Annotated in this window: 14 protein-coding genes and 1 other RNA gene; 7 read left to right on the top strand and 8 right to left on the bottom strand. The window is 54.6% G+C overall.

Annotation, left to right across the window (positions count from 1 at the left end; genetic code table 11):
- Positions 1-3: 3 nt before the first annotated feature.
- Positions 4-927 (bottom strand): LysR family transcriptional regulator, encoded by a 924-nt coding sequence (locus NYE92_RS12180; RefSeq protein ID WP_013027348.1) that lies wholly within the window; start codon positions 925-927, stop codon positions 4-6.
- Between the two features lie 129 nt (positions 928-1,056).
- On the opposite strand from NYE92_RS12180, the gene NYE92_RS12175 reads away from it, so the two are divergent.
- Positions 1,057-1,761, top strand: coding sequence for a pirin family protein (locus NYE92_RS12175; protein WP_013027347.1), 705 nt, complete (start codon positions 1,057-1,059; stop codon positions 1,759-1,761).
- Between the two features lie 200 nt (positions 1,762-1,961).
- Here NYE92_RS12175 and dolP read toward each other — a convergent pair whose 3' ends face one another.
- Genes dolP through NYE92_RS12155 form a run of 4 tightly spaced genes read right to left on the bottom strand, consistent with a single transcriptional unit; the run spans position 1,962 to position 5,537 of the window.
- Positions 1,962-2,534, bottom strand: coding sequence for a division/outer membrane stress-associated lipid-binding lipoprotein (gene dolP, locus NYE92_RS12170; RefSeq protein WP_014604927.1), 573 nt, complete (start codon positions 2,532-2,534; stop codon positions 1,962-1,964).
- 14 nt (positions 2,535-2,548) lie between these two features.
- Positions 2,549-3,136, bottom strand: a complete 588-nt coding sequence (diaA, locus tag NYE92_RS12165; RefSeq protein ID WP_259019037.1) for a DnaA initiator-associating protein DiaA — start codon at positions 3,134-3,136, stop codon at positions 2,549-2,551.
- 14 nt (positions 3,137-3,150) lie between these two features.
- Positions 3,151-3,546, bottom strand: a complete 396-nt coding sequence (locus NYE92_RS12160; protein ID WP_014604928.1) for a YraN family protein — start codon at positions 3,544-3,546, stop codon at positions 3,151-3,153.
- Positions 3,504-5,537, bottom strand: a complete 2,034-nt coding sequence (locus NYE92_RS12155) for a penicillin-binding protein activator (RefSeq protein ID WP_259019036.1) — start codon at positions 5,535-5,537, stop codon at positions 3,504-3,506. Before NYE92_RS12155 ends, NYE92_RS12160 begins: the two co-directional genes overlap by 43 nt.
- A 62-nt stretch (positions 5,538-5,599) precedes the next feature.
- Between NYE92_RS12155 and rsmI the strand changes: the two genes are divergently transcribed.
- The 5 genes from rsmI (at position 5,600) to tdcC (ending at position 12,044) form a co-directional block, all read left to right on the top strand.
- Positions 5,600-6,460 (top strand): 16S rRNA (cytidine(1402)-2'-O)-methyltransferase, encoded by an 861-nt coding sequence (rsmI, locus tag NYE92_RS12150; RefSeq protein WP_014594693.1) that lies wholly within the window; start codon positions 5,600-5,602, stop codon positions 6,458-6,460.
- 63 nt (positions 6,461-6,523) lie between these two features.
- Positions 6,524-6,899, top strand: an RNA gene (rnpB, locus tag NYE92_RS12145) — RNase P RNA component class A.
- Positions 6,900-7,373: 474 nt separating this feature from the next.
- Positions 7,374-8,984: a glucan biosynthesis protein gene (locus NYE92_RS12140; protein ID WP_013027341.1), complete on the top strand. Its 1,611-nt coding sequence runs from the start codon at positions 7,374-7,376 to the stop codon at positions 8,982-8,984.
- 731 nt (positions 8,985-9,715) lie between these two features.
- Positions 9,716-10,705: a bifunctional threonine ammonia-lyase/L-serine ammonia-lyase TdcB gene (tdcB, locus tag NYE92_RS12135; RefSeq protein WP_014594692.1), complete on the top strand. Its 990-nt coding sequence runs from the start codon at positions 9,716-9,718 to the stop codon at positions 10,703-10,705.
- Between the two features lie 10 nt (positions 10,706-10,715).
- Positions 10,716-12,044, top strand: coding sequence for a threonine/serine transporter TdcC (tdcC, locus tag NYE92_RS12130; RefSeq protein WP_013027339.1), 1,329 nt, complete (start codon positions 10,716-10,718; stop codon positions 12,042-12,044).
- An 89-nt stretch (positions 12,045-12,133) separates the two neighbouring features.
- On the opposite strand, the gene NYE92_RS12125 is transcribed toward tdcC, so the two are convergent.
- Positions 12,134-13,108 carry a glutathione S-transferase family protein gene (locus NYE92_RS12125; RefSeq protein ID WP_014604930.1) on the bottom strand — a complete coding sequence of 325 codons (975 nt, stop codon included), beginning with the start codon at positions 13,106-13,108 and terminating at the stop codon, positions 12,134-12,136.
- A gap of 257 nt (positions 13,109-13,365) precedes the next feature.
- On the opposite strand from NYE92_RS12125, the gene NYE92_RS12120 reads away from it, so the two are divergent.
- Entirely contained in the window at positions 13,366-14,286 is a 921-nt protein-coding gene (locus NYE92_RS12120; RefSeq protein ID WP_015699449.1) for a formyltransferase family protein, read from the top strand.
- 33 nt (positions 14,287-14,319) lie between these two features.
- Here NYE92_RS12120 and NYE92_RS12115 read toward each other — a convergent pair whose 3' ends face one another.
- Both NYE92_RS12115 and NYE92_RS12110 read right to left on the bottom strand, forming a co-directional pair.
- A complete protein-coding gene (locus NYE92_RS12115) occupies positions 14,320-15,012 on the bottom strand; it encodes a VIT family protein (RefSeq protein WP_013027336.1) in 693 nt (230 codons plus the stop codon).
- 65 nt (positions 15,013-15,077) lie between these two features.
- A complete protein-coding gene (locus tag NYE92_RS12110) occupies positions 15,078-15,638 on the bottom strand; it encodes a cytochrome b/b6 domain-containing protein (RefSeq protein ID WP_014604932.1) in 561 nt (186 codons plus the stop codon).
- Positions 15,639-15,693: the final 55 nt, after the last annotated feature.

The following is a 15,693-nucleotide window of genomic DNA, read 5'->3' as shown; positions in this document are numbered from 1 at the left end:
TCTTCAGGGATGGGCGCCCGGCGTCGGTGAGTTTTTCCGGGCCAGCAGGCGAGGAATTTCGCGCAGGCACCAGGCTTTTGCCTCACCCATGCTGTCACGCCGCCAGGCCATGATGATATCGACCTCACGCGAATACTCCGGGCTGACCACCCGCAAGCGGCCCTCTGCAATGTCCTGCTCCACCATGTTATAAGGCATGGTGGCGACCCCTAAACCGGCCAGGAGCGCGCGACGTTTGTCATCCATCGTACTGACGGTCAGGCGCTGTTGCTTGTCCAGCAGTTGCACGGTCAGAACCGGACGTTCGCGGGCTGTATCTGCCACGGCAATGCCGCGATATTTTACCCGGGTGACTTCTGAAAGCGGCTCGGGTTCGTTGTGTATTGGATGGTCAGGGCTGGCAACGTAAACGCTGATGATGCTGTAAAGTTTGCGGGTGTTTATTTCGGTCGAGGCGCGAAAATGCATATCCGGTGCAATGACAATATCAGCCCGCCCCTGTTCCAGTCTCTCCCAGGCGCCAGCCAGTACTTCTGTGATGATGGCGATCTGGGTATTGGCTTTGTCAGCCAGCTTCGTGACCAATGGAAACAGCGCATCGGTGGGCACTAACGCTTCCGTCACGATAGTCAGCTGGGTTTCCCAGCCGCGTGCCAGCGCCTCGGCATCGGTCGTGAGCTTGTCGGCGGCCTCCAGCAACACCCGACCGCGCTCCAGTAACATTCTTCCGACATTGGTGAACTTCGTTCGATGGCCCGAACGGTCAAACAGCACCACATCCAGCTCTTCTTCCAGTTTCTGCATGGTGTAGCTAAGCGCTGAGGGCACGCGGCCCAGTTCATCGGCGGCGGCGGCAAAGCTGCCGCGGCGATCGATAGCATCCATCACACGTAAAGCTTCAAGGGTTAACGCACGATCTTTGGCCATCCCGGTTCTCTGTCAGGAAATTTGAATATGCACGGCAGATTAACTGGCTAACAATCCGGCGTCCAGACTTTTACCATAAAGGCATATTTCCCGTCGTCGATTCTTGCCGACGGATGCTGGAGGTACATAATGATTACGACACGCAGTGCATCCGCTTGTGGTCAGGCCGATTACGGTTGGTTACAGGCGCGCTACAGCTTCTCTTTTGGCCACTATTTCGATCCCAAATTAATGGGTTATGCCTCCTTACGCGTTTTGAATCAGGAAGTCCTGGCACCCGGCGCGGCATTTCAGCCGCGCACCTATCCTCAGGTGGATGTGCTGAATATCGTTTTACAGGGTGAGGCGGAATACCGGGACAGCGAAGGCAATCACATCAGCGTGCGTGAAGGTGAGGCGTTGCTGCTCTCCGCTCAGCCTGGCGTGAGCTACAGCGAACTTAATCCGAGTAAAGATCGCCCGTTAACCCGTATGCAGCTCTGGCTGGCGGCCTGCCCGGAACGTGAAAATCCCCGTATGCAGAAAATGACGTTGTCGGGCGGCATGCGTTCGCAACTGCTGGCCTCACCAGATGGCGGCGACAGCAGCCTGCAGTTGCGTCAGCAGGTCTGGATTCATCAGGTTGAGCTGGCGGCAGGCGAGCAGCATCTGGTGCCGCTTCAGGGCGCGCGCGCCTATCTGCAATCTATCCATGGCGCGTTTGAGGCCTCGGCCGGGGGCGCTCATCAGGAACAGCTGGGCTGTGGCGATGGCGCATTTTTGCAGGAAGAGCAACAGCTGTGGCTGTCAGCGAAAACCCCGACCCGCGCACTGGTGATCGATATTCCGGTCTGAGGCCTTCTCTCGTTACGCCGCCGCCAGCGGAGACAACCTCGGGCGGCGCGATAATGCTGGGCGGCAAGCCGGAAAACGTTTGTTGGCTCTGGCCCGGTCACGGCTAAACCCGCAATAAAAAAAGCCGCAACCCAACAGGGTGCGGCTTTTCTGTCTGCGCCAGTAACAACCCGGACAGCTGTCCTGGGGTTAACTCAGCATTACTTCACCATGGTAAACGCGGTGGTGACGTGTTTCACGCCGCTGACCCGGCTGGCAATGTCCGCGGCGGCTTTTGCTTCTTCTGGCGTCACCAGGCCCAGCAGGAACACTTCACCGTTTTCCGTGGTGACTTTGACGCTTGATGATTTCACCTGATCGCTGCCCAACAGCTGCGAGCGAATCTTGGTGGTGATCCAGGTATCAGACGACGAGGTGCCAAGGCTGACTTTCGGCCCAATCCGAATCTCGTTATAGACTTCGGTTGCGCCATCAACGCCCATGGTGATCTGTTTCGCGCGGTTGGCAATCTCCTGACTTGGGGCCTGACCGGTTAGCAGGACTTTACCCTGATAGGCGGTAGCAATGACGCGAGCATCGGTTTTGATTTGCTGATCTTTTGCCAGCGCGTTGCTGACGCGTAATTCCAGCGTGCCGTCATCGACCTGCGTTCCGACAGAGCGGGGATCGGTGGCGGTTTTGGTCGCCACAGCGGCGCTACCGGCAACCACCGCGACGCAGCCCTGCAGCAGCATGGCGGTTAAAACAATGGCTATAGCGTTCAATGCTTTCATTGGTGCTCCTTCCGTCATTCCTGGTGGGGAAACAAGGTGTTATCAATCAGATCGCACAAACAGTTGAGTGTTAACATATGCATCTCCTGAATGCGAGCACTACGATGTGAAGGAATACGAATTTCCACATCCTGCGGTCCCAGCAATCCGGCTAATTCGCCCCCATCATAACCGGTAAGCGCAACGATAGTCATATCGCGCGTGACGGCGGCTTCGACGGCCTTCACGATGTCCCGTGTATTCCCGCGTGTAGAGATTGCCAGCAGAACGTCACCGGTTTGTCCCAGTGCACGCACCTGCTTAGCGTAAATCTCGTCATGCAGACGATCGTTACTGATCGCCGTCAGCATGACGTTGTCCGCACTTAAGGCCAGCGCGGGCAGGCTGGGGCGTTCGGTTTCAAAGCGGTTGATCATGCTGGCGGCAAAGTGCTGAGCATTGGCGGATGACGCACCATTACCACAGCTCAGTATTTTGTTACCGTTGAGAAGCGACTGCACCATTGTCATTGCTGCACGCGAAATGGCATCGGGTAACACCTCTGCAGCAGCGATTTGAGTTTGAATACTTTCGGTAAAACACGCTTTAATTCTTTCCTGCACACGACCACCTGGTTCTAAACGTCTGCATTAAAGGCATTCGGCAACCATTCAAGCGCCGTGCCGGTAATGGCAATGATGTCGAAACGGCAATTCACTGTTTCAAAACTGCCGCCGCGTTGCGCCAGCCACAGAGAGGCGGCACGCAGCAGCTTGTGTTGTTTCTGTCGGGTAATACTGGCCAGACTGCCGCCGAAGCGTGCGTTACGCCGGTAACGCACTTCGACGAACACCCAACACTGGTTGTCTCGCATTATCAGGTCTAGTTCCCCTGCGCGATAATAAACATTGCTGGCGACCCATGTTAACCCCGCCCGCTCAAGATAGCGGCGGGCGAGTTGTTCGTGCTCGGCACCCGTACGACGGCGGTTTAGCTGGCCGGTACGATGTTGCCCTGGCGATACTGGTTCCATGTCAACTTCCTGTTGATCACACAATCAGCGGTGGCGCTCAGCTTGCCGGTATTGCCGTCGAGCGAGAAGCCCGGCACCTGACGCATCTGGTTAAAGTGGTTAGCCAGCGTCCACGCATCAATCCCCATCGCGTACAGACGCACCAGCGAGTAATCGTTATTGAACGACTTCGCGGCCTGCTGCATCAACGCCGGATTTGCGCCGGAAAGCAGGGGGATATCGCTGAACTGCAGCCCTTCCATTTCCAGACGGAAATCCGGCCCTGCGCCCGCCTGCGCGCTGCGCGAACTGGCGTAGAGCGCAACGTTGCTGCGGCTACCGGTGCGCATGCTGATCATCGGTTTGATCAGTTGCAGTTCATCCTGAGTCGAGACGATATAAGCGGCATCAATGGCTCCGCCACTGCTGGCGGCCGGGGCGCTGGTTTGCGGTGCCGGAATGTTCAGGCCCGCAACGGAAACGCTTTGCGGCTGAGAAGACGAGGGCATAACCACGGGCGTACCGCTCATGCTGATGCCTGCACCGCTATTGATGCCCTGCTTGAGTTCTGAAACAGAACCAAAGCGCTGCTGGAGCACGGTGCCGCCGCCCAGTGACTGCCACTCTTTCGTAAAGGCCGCCGTTACGCGATCGCCCAGGCCGTTGCGAGGTACTAACAGCAGCGGCTGGCGTTTGCCCTGGTCCCAGATATGATGCGCCGCATCGCGCGCTTCATCTTCAGGCGACAGCGCAAAATAGCACATATTCGGATGGTTCTGGATTTGCTCTGGCTCGTTCAGCGCCAGGACATTCAGCGGTGTCTGGCTGTTCGCGACCGTTTCAACGTTGTTTTTCAACAGCGGTCCAACAATGAGCGTGGCACCATCCTGTTGGGCCTGCTGCATCACCTGCGCGATGGGCTGACTGCTGGTGTCGTAAACCTTCACCTGCGCATTGCTGGCGGGTTCGGCGGCCGGCTGTTGCTGAGGCTGCTGTTGCGTCGTTGCCGGTTGCTGCGCCGTGCCGCTCTGCTGTGCAGCCGCCGGGTTAGCTGACGGGCTGACGACCGCATTCGCGTCCGCAGGCTGCTGCTGATTTATCGCGATAGGATCCTGGGCGCTGCCCGGCGTCGCCTGAGGCGCGGTAGCGAGGGTGCCGTTCTTCGCTTCGTTAAAGCCTTTCTGGATAGCGCTGGCGAACATCTGAGCCTGACCGTTCAGCGGCAGCAGCAGCGCGATAGTGCTGGTGGACGCTTTGGTAAAGTTCTGCACCTGACTCAGCTGGGTCGGTAAGGTTTTTGCAGCAGGGTTGTCGGGATAGCGCGTCTGCCAGTCTTTAATAGCTGACTTCAGCATGTTGGCATCCTGGGCGTTGGCATGCCACGCCGTGAGCAGATCCAGCCAGCCCTGCAGAATGTTTTCGTCGGCATTGATCACCAGCGAATTCATATCCTGCTGCGACAGCTGGGTCAGCGCCTGCCAGGTGGCATCGATATTCTGCTGGCGTTCATTGCCTTTCAGCAACGGCTCCTGAGCAATATAGGCGCGGAGCAGGGCCAGCGAGGTTTTACCCTGTGCGCTGGCAATCTGTAAACCGTAGTAGCGCGCCAGCTGATCCTGAGACAGCTCGCTGGTTTTCACCTGACTCAATATCGGTTGGGCATCGGCAATCTTTTGCTGAGCAACCAGAGACTGGGCTTTCAGCAGCAGTAATTCTTGCTGCTGTTTATCAGAAAGCTGATTAGGCAGTTCGCCGATCGCCTGAGCAGCCTGCGGATATTTTCCTTCTTTCAACAGGGCGCGGATTGCGAGTAATTGCCAGTCGGTCTTGCTATCATCGCTGCTTTGCTGCACCTGCTGCAGATAGTAGGCGGAATTATTAGTAACGGGTGCCTGGATGTCTACGGACTGGCTTTTCGGGCCCTGGCCACTACACGCGGCTAAAATCAGACCAGCAAGAAGGACAGGCACAAAGCGTCCTGCTTTATGACGAACGATTTTTGAAGGAAGCATACTGTATCCAGTGATGTTTTTTTCAAGATGCTCAATATTAAATCGGCAATTCGGATGAAACAATGAAACAACTCGATCGGGCAGACATTTCCGCCAGCACGCTCTACATCGTGCCAACCCCAATAGGTAATTTGGCTGACATTACCCAGCGGGCGCTAGCGGTACTTTCCAGCGTCGATCTGGTCGCAGCGGAAGATACACGTCATACCGGACTGTTGCTACAACATTTCGCCATCAATGCGCGACTCTTCGCACTTCATGACCACAACGAACAGCAGAAAGCAGAAATCCTGCTAACCAGGCTGCAACAGGGAGAAAGCATAGCTCTGGTTTCTGATGCTGGCACGCCATTGATCAACGATCCGGGTTATCACCTGGTTCGCCGCTGCCGTGAGGCCGGTATTCGCATCGTTCCTTTACCGGGTGCCTGCGCAGCGATAACAGCATTAAGCGCAGCGGGATTGCCGTCTGATCGTTTCTGTTACGAAGGATTTCTACCCGCCAAAACAAAGGCGCGGTGTGATGCGCTTCGGGCGCTGGCCGAGGAGCCGCGTACCTTAATCTTTTACGAATCCACGCACCGTTTGCTGGACAGCCTGCAGGATATGGTCACGGAGCTGGGGGCTGGCCGTTACGTCGTGCTGGCGCGCGAATTAACCAAAACCTGGGAAAACCTGAATGGCGCACCGGTGGGGGAACTCCTGGCCTGGGTGAAAGAGGATGAAAATCGCCGTAAAGGTGAGATGGTGCTCATCGTTGAAGGCCATCATCCTGACGAAGAGGCATTACCCGCAGATGCACTGCGCACGCTGGCGTTGTTGCAGCAGGAACTGCCGTTGAAAAAGGCGGCGGCGCTCACGGCTGAGATACACGGTGTGAAAAAGAATGCGCTCTATAAACATGCGCTTGAGCAGCAGGCCTGAGCCTGTTGAGTTGCCTGCGCGCCGGGCGTGACAGCGCGGGCTAAACCCTCTATAATGCGCGCCGAAGCTGACCAGACAGTCGCCGCTTCGTCGTCGTCCTTCTCTGAAGGAGACGGGCGGAGGGGAGGAAAGTCCGGGCTCCATAGGGCAGGGTGCCAGGTAACGCCTGGGGGGGAAACCCACGACCAGTGCAACAGAGAGCAAACCGCCGATGGCCCAGTAATGGGATCAGGTAAGGGTGAAAGGGTGCGGTAAGAGCGCACCGCGCGGCTGGTAACAGTCCGTGGCACGGTAAACTCCACCCGGAGCAAGGCCAAATAGGGGTTCACATGGTACGGCCCGTACTGAACCCGGGTAGGCTGCTTGAGCCAGTGAGCGATTGCTGGCCTAGATGAATGACTGTCCACGACAGAACCCGGCTTATCGGTCAGTTTCGACTTCTTAATGCAAACCCCGCGCAAGCGGGGTTTTTGCTTTATGGCGCGGCAAAGCAGGCGTCGCTGCCGCCACCAGACGCGGGGGATATCGGCAAGCAGGCCACGGCTCCTTGCTGACGCGGGCTGACCAGCGCGATGAAGGGCGTTGCCCGATACCGTTGTAAAACAATGTGGCGTTAGCCGGTCAGGGCGCTTCTGCGCTGGCGACCCTGAGAGGAAACGCGATTCACTCTCCTGATCTGGCAAGAAAAATGGGCCGCGTTGCCAGAGGCTTTGTTTCTCAGGCAAATCCCATCCATTTTCTTTCCAATGCACTATAGGCTCATCCGATGTGTCAGATGATGGCTTGCCATCTGTTTGGGAGGCAACGGTTTCTCTCGTCTATAGTTGAAGGCAGCTTGCCACACGTCATTATTTTACGTTTTGCCCCATTGGGCGCGAATTCATTGAATGAAGATTAAAAAAACAGGTGGATCATGGTTACAAGAAGGACTTTACTGACTTATTCCGGGGCGTTTGCTGCCTTATCTGCATTAGGCATTTCTCCCGGCGCTATCGCAGCAGGCGTTCTCAAGTTAGGTAACAGCGAAGCATTTAACTTTGAAACCTTGATTGCCCAGGCCAAGGCCCTGGCAGCCAAACCCTATGAAAAACCCACCTCATTCGACCCGTCATTGTTATCCAACATAACCTATGACGCCTACATGAAAACCGTCTACAAGCCGGACTATGCGCTGTTTAAAAATGCCGGACGGTTTCCTGTTACCTTTTTCATGGTAAACGGTTTACACCGTATGCCGGTGAAAATGCACGTCGTGGAAAATAACGCCGCGCGTGAAATTATTCAAAATATTGACTACTTCACCACGACGGATAAAAACGTTACGTTGCCGGCGCTGAAAGGTAACGTATTCTCAGGTTTCAGAGTGCTGGCCAGCCAGGACACGCTAAAAACCAATCCACAAAATGACTGGATATCTTTTATGGGCGCGTCTTATTTCCGCGCCATCGGCGAGCTGGGTCAGTTTGGTTTATCCGCGCGCGGTATTGCGCTGAATACCGTTCAGCCGGGTGTCGATGAAGAGTTCCCTGACTTTACGGATTTCTGGTTTGAAGCGCCGAAAGACGACAGCAAACATCTCACGGTCTATGCGCTACTCAACGGGCCGAGTATCACGGGCGCCTACAAATTTATCCTGCAGCGCGGCAAAGGGGTTATACAGGATGTCGAATGTACGCTTTTCCTGCGTAAGGACATTCAGCGTTTCGGTATCGCGCCTCTGACCTCCATGTACTGGTTCTCAAAAACGGTTAAAGGAGCGGCGACAGACTGGCGCCCGGAAGTGCATGACTCCGATGGTCTGGCGATGTGGACCGGCAGCGGCGAACATATCTGGCGGCCGTTAAATAACCCATTACGCGTGGTCACGTCCAGTTTTCATGATGAGAACCCGCGCGGCTTTGGTTTACTGCAGAAAGATCGGGATTTCGACAGCTATCTGGACGCTGCGCACTACGAGAAACGTCCCGATCTGTGGGTGGAACCGCGAGGGGAATGGGGCAAAGGCTCAGTTCAACTGATGGAAATCCCGACTGACGATGAAATCTACGACAATATCGTCGCCATGTGGGTACCGGATGCGCCAGCAAAAGCGGGCGATCAGCATCATTTCCATTATCGTTTGCACTGGCTGGCCGATGAGCCTTATCCTTCTCCTCTGGCGCGTTGTGGGGCTACCCGACTGGGCCGGGGCGGTGTACCGGGTTCCGATCGTCCGCATGACAGCCGTAAGTTTGCCGTCGAGTTCCGTGGCGATGTGCTTAATCATCTGCCGTCAGGCGTTTCCCCCGAAGCCGTGCTTTCTGCATCGCGTGGTACTTTTGAGAACGTGCTCGTGTCTAAATTGCCGGACGATTCAGGCAACTGGCTGGCGCAGTTTGATTTGGTCGCCGGCGAAGGCGATCCGGTAGAGCTTAAGCTCTATTTGAAAGCACAAGACAAGGTGGTGTCGGAAACCTGGTGCTACCAGTACCATCCGTTCAACTCCCCTGCGAAGCCCTGGCCCGTCGCGTGCGAAACGAAATAACTTTTAAATAACGCCCATTGAACAGATGGGCGTTAATCTTTTAACGCGACTCATCGGCAAACGTCGCGCATTAAAATGCTATTGGATGCGTTATCTTCAGCGTTTCAGGGATAATAATGACCTTCCCCCTTTCCCGGCTAAGCCCGTCTTAAATAGCGTGATTGTCTTCCCTTATCCTTGTTCTGTTAACGGCTGTTTCATCGCTCTGCTTTTTTCGGCGAAATATTCTTAAGTGAAAAAAAGATATTTTATTGATCTTCACAAAGTCAGTATAAACAAAAGCATTGGTTCTCATAAGAAAAGAGTGAAGTGTGAGAAACAGCACAATCCCATTTTTTTATGATGATTAAGATTCGTAGCGGATAAAGGCGACGTAAAGGAATGACATCATGCACAGGTATACGCAACGACGAACGCCCCGGCTAACACTGTATCAGAGCACTGTTCGCCCCCTATTAACGAATCGCTTTAACCCCGTCTCTTCTGCAAGAATACGTTTTATCCCTTCCGTCAGTAATACAGTTTCTTCCACACAATACGCTGTTTTATCGCCATCCTTTTCCTATCCTCTCGCTGCCCGTTTCTTTTTAAATCAACTGCGTAAGCTCATGCTGTTACAGCATGCTGCGAAGCGAAAACGGTAAGTTTATTACTTTTTTTCAGCTTTTATACGATCGCATTTCTCTTCGGGGAATTTTGCTGAATAAACCCTGCCTGAAAAAGGAGTCGATATGAATATCAATAAAAACCTTCCCGTTAGCCTTGATGAAATTTATGCTGCCAGAGAGAGACTCACAGGGAAAGTTTATAAAACCGGCATGCCACGTTCAAACTATCTCAGCGAGCGCTGCGACGGAGAAATATTCCTTAAATTTGAAAATATGCAGCGAACGGGTTCTTTTAAGATTCGTGGTGCATTCAATAAAATGAGCTCACTGACGGAGAAAGAAAAACGTCAGGGCGTTGTCGCCTGCTCAGCGGGTAACCATGCGCAGGGCGTTTCACTGTCGTGCGCCATGCTGCATATTGACGGCAAAGTGGTCATGCCTGCGGGTGCGCCAAAATCCAAAGAAGCGGCGACGCGCGATTACTCCGCGGAGGTGGTCATTTATGGTGAAAACTTTAATGACACGCTAACCAAAGTGGAAGACATTGTGGCCAGCGAAGGCCGCATATTTATCCCGCCTTATGATGATGTGAAAATCATTGCCGGACAGGGCACCATCGGTCTGGAAATTCTTGAGGATCTCTTTGATGTCGATAACGTCATCGTTCCCGTAGGCGGCGGCGGGCTCATTGCCGGGATTGCCACGGCGATCAAGTCCATTAATCCCACGATTACCGTCATCGGCGTGCAGTCTGAAAACGTTCACGGTATGGCAGCCTCCTTTTTTGCTGATACCATTACGCGCCATCGTCTTACCGGCACCCTTGCGGACGGCTGCGATGTCGCCTGTCCGGGCGATCTCACCTTCGCGATTGTGAGAGAATTGGTCGATGAGATGGTGTTAGTGAGTGAAGACGACATTCGTAAAAGTATGATTGCATTGATTCAGCGAAACAAAGTGGTCACAGAAGGTGCCGGCGCGCTGGCATGCGCCGCGTTACTGAGCGGCAAAGTCGACCACTACATTCAGGGGCGGAAAACGGTGTGCATTATCTCAGGCGGCAATATTGATTTGTCCCGGGTTTCCCAGATTACGGGTTTTGCTGACGCATAAAGGATAAGTTATGAGTAATTCTGAAAATATTCTCGACCAGGAAAAAACCTCAACCTGGCGTAAGTCCGATACCACATGGACACTCGGACTGTTTGGCACGGCCATTGGCGCCGGCGTGCTTTTCTTTCCCATTCGGGCCGGTTACGGTGGGCTGATCCCTATCTTGATCATGCTGGTGCTGGCCTGGCCCATCGCGTTTTACTGCCATCGGGCGCTGGCCCGACTGTGTCTGTCAGGCAGTAACGTATCGGGCAATATTACCGAAACGGTAGAAGAGCATTTCGGAAAAACGGGCGGGGTGGTCATTACTTTTCTCTACTTTTTCGCGATTTGCCCGCTGCTCTGGATTTATGGCGTCACCATCACCAATACCTTCATGGCGTTCTGGCAATATCAGCTACTGCTGCCGGCCCTCAATCGCGGTGTGGTGGCGCTGTTGCTGCTGCTGTTGATGGCTTTTGTGATCTGGTTTGGTAAAGACCTGATGGTAAAGGTGATGAGCTGGCTGGTGTTTCCGTTTATCGCCAGCCTGGTGCTGATTTCGCTGTCGTTAATCCCCTACTGGAATACCGCCGTGATCGATCAGGTTAACCTGAGCGACATCGCCCTGACCGGGCACGATGGCATTCTGGTTACCGTGTGGTTAGGCATTTCTATTATGGTGTTCTCGTTCAATTTTTCGCCGATTGTTTCTTCTTTTGTGGTGTCAAAGCGGGAAGAATACGAGCCGGAAATGGGCCGGACCTATACCGAAAACAAGTGCAGCCAGATCATCTCCCGCGCCAGCATACTGATGGTGGCGGTAGTGATGTTCTTTGCCTTTAGCTGTCTGTTTACCTTATCCCCGCAGGATATGGCGGACGCGAAGGCTCAAAATATCCCTGTGCTCTCCTACCTGGCGAATCACTTTTCCGCCCTGTCGGGTGAGAAGTCCACCTTCTCTACGGTACTGGAATACAGCGCCTCGGTGATTGCTCTGGTCGCTATTTTCAAATCCTTCTTTGGGCACTATCTGGGCACGCTGGAAGGGTTAAACGGATTGATTATCAAATTTCGCTATAAGGGCGATAAAGACGCTGTGTCCAGCCGTAAGCTGAATACGCTGAGCATGGTCTTTATTATGGGCTCGACCTGGCTGGTAGCTTACCTTAACCCCAATATTCTCGACCTGATTGAGGCGATGGGCGCGCCGATTATCGCCTCGCTGCTCTGCCTGTTACCCATGTATGCCATCAGCAAAGTCCCTGCACTGGCAAAATACAAAGGCCGGGCTGACAACGTTTTTGTCAGCGCGATTGGCTTACTCACCATTTTAAATATCGCTTATAAGTTTTTCTGACCGTCATTCAGCCCTGTTTGACCTGACATGTGCTGTTAGTCAGCGCACGTCAGGTCTTTTCACATCCAATTCAACGCGGTGTTCTGTTGTTAACCGCGACCGTGCGGCGCATCCCAGTCAAAGGCCGGGCCGACAGAGATCACCCCGTGCGGGTTGATGGTTTTATGACTGCAGTAGTAGTGGTGACGAATGTGAGGCAGGTTTACTGTGTCGGCGATACCCGGCATCTGGTAAATGTCGCGCAGGAAACCGCTCAGGTTCAGATAGTCGCTGATACGGTGGCGATCGCATTTAAAATGGGTGACGTAAACCGGATCAAAGCGCACCAGCGTGGTCCATAAGCGTAAATCGGCCTCGGTTAACCTGTCGCCAGCCAGATAGCGATGCTGACCCAAGATCTGCTCTACCCGCGACAGTGAGTGGAACAGGGCGGTTACGGCTTCATCGTAAGCGGACTGAGAGGTGGCAAAACCGGCTTTGTACACGCCGTTGTTAATGGTGTCGTAAATCCAGCCATTGAGCGCATCAATCTTCTCTCGCAGGTCAGCCGGATAGTAATCCCCCGCCCGCGCCCCGACTGCATCGAACGCGCTGTTAAACATGCGAATAATATCGGCAGACTCATTGCTAACGATGGTGTTCTGCTGTTTGTCCCATAACACGGGCACGGTGACACGCCCGCTGTAGTCGGCATCCGCATGGAGATAGAGCTGATAAAGAAATTCATTTTGGTGCAGTTTATCGCCAGTTGCATCCGGAAAACTGTCATCAAACGTCCAGCCGTTTTCCAGCATCAGCGGATGCACCACCGAGACATCAATCATGCTGTCCAGACCTTTAAGCTGACGCATCAGCAGGGTGCGGTGCGCCCACGGGCAGGCAAGCGACACGTAGAGGTGATAGCGATCGCGTTCCGCCGTAAATCCGGCTTTGCCGCTCAGTCCTGCGCTGCCGTCGGGCGTAACCCAGTTACGCCATGCGGATTCCGAGCGCTTAAAGCGCCCACCGGTTGATTTCGTGTCATACCATGTGTCATGCCAGACACCATCAATTAGCTGACCCATCTTGTCTCCCGTACAAACGATAAAAAGAATATTTCCGACTTTAACCATAGGCGGTTATGGATAACTTCGACAGCGCACCACGTGCGTTGCCAAACATTTTGCCTACCCGCATAAATGCGCGCTATACGGCGAACGGGCCAGAGGCGTAATCGGGCTAAGAATGCCTTATCATGGGGCTGTCTACGGCCTGTAACGGACAAGCCGTCCATCACGCCCGTCCCGCAGGATCAGGCGAAAAAAAGATGAAGGAAAGCGGAATGAAAGCGGTACTCTTTGGTTATCACGAAATGGCCTGTACCGGCCTGAAGGCGTTAATGGATGCCGGATTCACGGTTAGTGCCCTGTTTACCCATGCAGATCCCGCGTCCGGCGCGCAGTTTTACGGCTCCGTCGCCCGCCTGGCTGAGCGCCACAACATCCCGGTTTTTATCACCGAGGATGTCAATACCGCCGAATGGCAAGCCCGCATAGCCAGCCTTGAGGCAGATTATCTGTTCTGCTTCTCTTACCGTCAGGTTCTCAGCGAAGCCATCCTGTCCTCTGTTAAAAAAGGGGCCTATAACGTGCATGCCGCCTTGCTGCCGGCTTATCGGGGCCGTGCCCATCTCAATTGGGTAATTATTAAAGGCGAGACGCAAACCGGTGTGACCCTGCACCGCATGATTAAACGTCCTGATGCCGGCCCGATTCTGGCGCAGAAGGCCGTTGAAATTCATCCACAGGACAATGCCCTGGCACTGCATACCCGACTGGTTGCGACCACGGCGCAAATGCTACCGACCTGGCTTGATGCGCTGGTGGCGGGCGAGCTTACCGAAACCCCTCAGGACGAGCGTGCAGCAAGCTGTTTTGGCAGCCGTAAGCCGGAAGATGGCCAAATTCACTGGCAGGCGCCCGCCCGCGATATCCATAACCTTGTCCGGGCGCTGGCGTTTCCCTGGCCCGGCGCTTTTACATTGGCAGACTCACAGCGATTCACCGTCTGGCAAACCCGCGTTATTGATGCGCGTAAAGCCAGCCAGCCGGGTGAAGTTGTTTCAGTTACACCGCTGGTTATTGGCTGTGGGCAGGGACAACTTGAAATTCTGCAGGGGCAGTCTGCGGGCGGCGAATCTGTCACGGGCACGACGCTGGCAGGCCAGCTCGGGCTGATTGTCGGGCAGCATCTGGCGCGCTGAGGGCGGCAGATGCATCCTTACCCAGTAAGTGCGTCAGCCAAGCGCCATACCTGAAAGATAGCCGACTGATGCAGACAGCGTCATCGCCAGCAGGCTCCAGAAGCAAATGCGCGTGACGCTTTTCCTGACCGGCGCATCACCGGCTTTGGCCGCCGTCGCGCCCAGAAGCGTCAATGCCAGGAGCGCCGAGACCGCAATGGCGGGCAAGGCGAAGGGGCCGGTGATCAGCATGGCAACGGCGAAGGGTAAAATACTGCCTGAGGCAAAACTGACCGCAGAAAACAGAGCGGCCTGAAGGGGTTTGGCACTGCTGAAATCGGTGATGCCCAGCTCATCTCTGGCATGAGCGGCTAAGGCATCATGGGCCATCAACTGTTCTGCGACCTGACGAGCCAGCTCGGGCGACAGGCCACGCGCCCTGTATATGGCTGACAGCTCCACCGTTTCAGCCGCAAAATCGGCCTCGAGTTCGGCTTTCTCCTGCCGCAGAGAAGCTTTTTCAGTATCTGACTGCGAGGACACCGAGACGTATTCTCCCGTCGCCATCGACATTGCGCCTCCAACAATACCTGCCAGCCCGGCGAGCAAAACATTGTGATGACTGCTGCTGGCAGAAACGACGCCGGCCAGCAGGCTGGCGGTCGAAACGATGCCATCATTCGCGCCCAATACGGCAGCCCGTAGCCATCCGGCGTGTTCAATTTTATGCGATTCACTATGTAGCATCGGGTCTTCCAGTGATAAGCGATTCGTTTAATCAGGAGGGCGACAGCCTGCATGCGTGCCCTGTGCTATTTTTCATAGCGGGATAGCAGGATATGAAGCACGCCCATCGCGCCATGGCTGTAAAAATAAATCTCTACAAAGGTGGTCAGGAATTTATGCCAGTGCAATACCCTACGCGTCAAATCAGGCGTGGCGAGCGACGTACTGTTAAATAAAAACCATAGCCCACCAGAACAGGCGACGGCGATCAACGCGATAACCCCCAGGCCCTGCACCGTCGCGGCTATGCCACCGCCATGTGCCTGTGGGAGTTTCAGGCCGGTCAGCTGTACGACATCGTTTCGAATACCCCGAAAATCCAGCGTGAGCCAGGCGAAGTACCAGCGAAAACCTCGCTGAACCAGCATCCAGATGAGCATGATAACGCCCGCAGCGATCAGCAACAGTCCTGAGAGAATATGTAGCCAGGTTATCAGCGTCTCCAGGCTGTGCTCGCCGAGCGCTTCACGTGCGGTGAAATTGGAATTGATGATCTGCGAAAGGATCAGCACGGCGACCAAAAGATGAAGCCGTCGAAAAAAGGGTGCATCGTGATGGGGAAGCCACTGACCATAAGATACTTTCATAGCGTTGCCAAAAAGAAGAGGGACGGAACGCTATATTTCCATGACTAGATTAGGC

The organism is Pantoea sp. B566 (assembly GCF_024793925.1).
GTDB lineage: Bacteria > Pseudomonadota > Gammaproteobacteria > Enterobacterales > Enterobacteriaceae > Pantoea > Pantoea ananatis.
Note: the sequence above shows the minus strand (reverse complement) of the source record. Positions and strands in the feature narration are given on the sequence as shown.

Excerpts from the sequence above, each read along its gene's own strand:
- NYE92_RS12180 (WP_013027348.1), bottom strand. The coding sequence starts at position 927 with ATGGCCAAAGATCGTGCGTTAACCCTTGAAGCTTTACGTGTGATGGAT.
- NYE92_RS12175 (WP_013027347.1), top strand. The coding sequence starts at position 1,057 with ATGATTACGACACGCAGTGCATCCGCTTGTGGTCAGGCCGATTACGGT.
- dolP (WP_014604927.1), bottom strand. The coding sequence starts at position 2,534 with ATGAAAGCATTGAACGCTATAGCCATTGTTTTAACCGCCATGCTGCTG.
- NYE92_RS12160 (WP_014604928.1), bottom strand. The coding sequence starts at position 3,546 with ATGGAACCAGTATCGCCAGGGCAACATCGTACCGGCCAGCTAAACCGC.
- NYE92_RS12155 (WP_259019036.1), bottom strand. The coding sequence starts at position 5,537 with ATGCTTCCTTCAAAAATCGTTCGTCATAAAGCAGGACGCTTTGTGCCT.
- rsmI (WP_014594693.1), top strand. The coding sequence starts at position 5,600 with ATGAAACAACTCGATCGGGCAGACATTTCCGCCAGCACGCTCTACATC.
- NYE92_RS12140 (WP_013027341.1), top strand. The coding sequence starts at position 7,374 with ATGGTTACAAGAAGGACTTTACTGACTTATTCCGGGGCGTTTGCTGCC.
- tdcB (WP_014594692.1), top strand. The coding sequence starts at position 9,716 with ATGAATATCAATAAAAACCTTCCCGTTAGCCTTGATGAAATTTATGCT.
- tdcC (WP_013027339.1), top strand. The coding sequence starts at position 10,716 with ATGAGTAATTCTGAAAATATTCTCGACCAGGAAAAAACCTCAACCTGG.
- NYE92_RS12125 (WP_014604930.1), bottom strand. The coding sequence starts at position 13,108 with ATGGGTCAGCTAATTGATGGTGTCTGGCATGACACATGGTATGACACG.
- NYE92_RS12120 (WP_015699449.1), top strand. The coding sequence starts at position 13,366 with ATGAAAGCGGTACTCTTTGGTTATCACGAAATGGCCTGTACCGGCCTG.
- NYE92_RS12115 (WP_013027336.1), bottom strand. The coding sequence starts at position 15,012 with ATGCTACATAGTGAATCGCATAAAATTGAACACGCCGGATGGCTACGG.
- NYE92_RS12110 (WP_014604932.1), bottom strand. The coding sequence starts at position 15,638 with ATGAAAGTATCTTATGGTCAGTGGCTTCCCCATCACGATGCACCCTTT.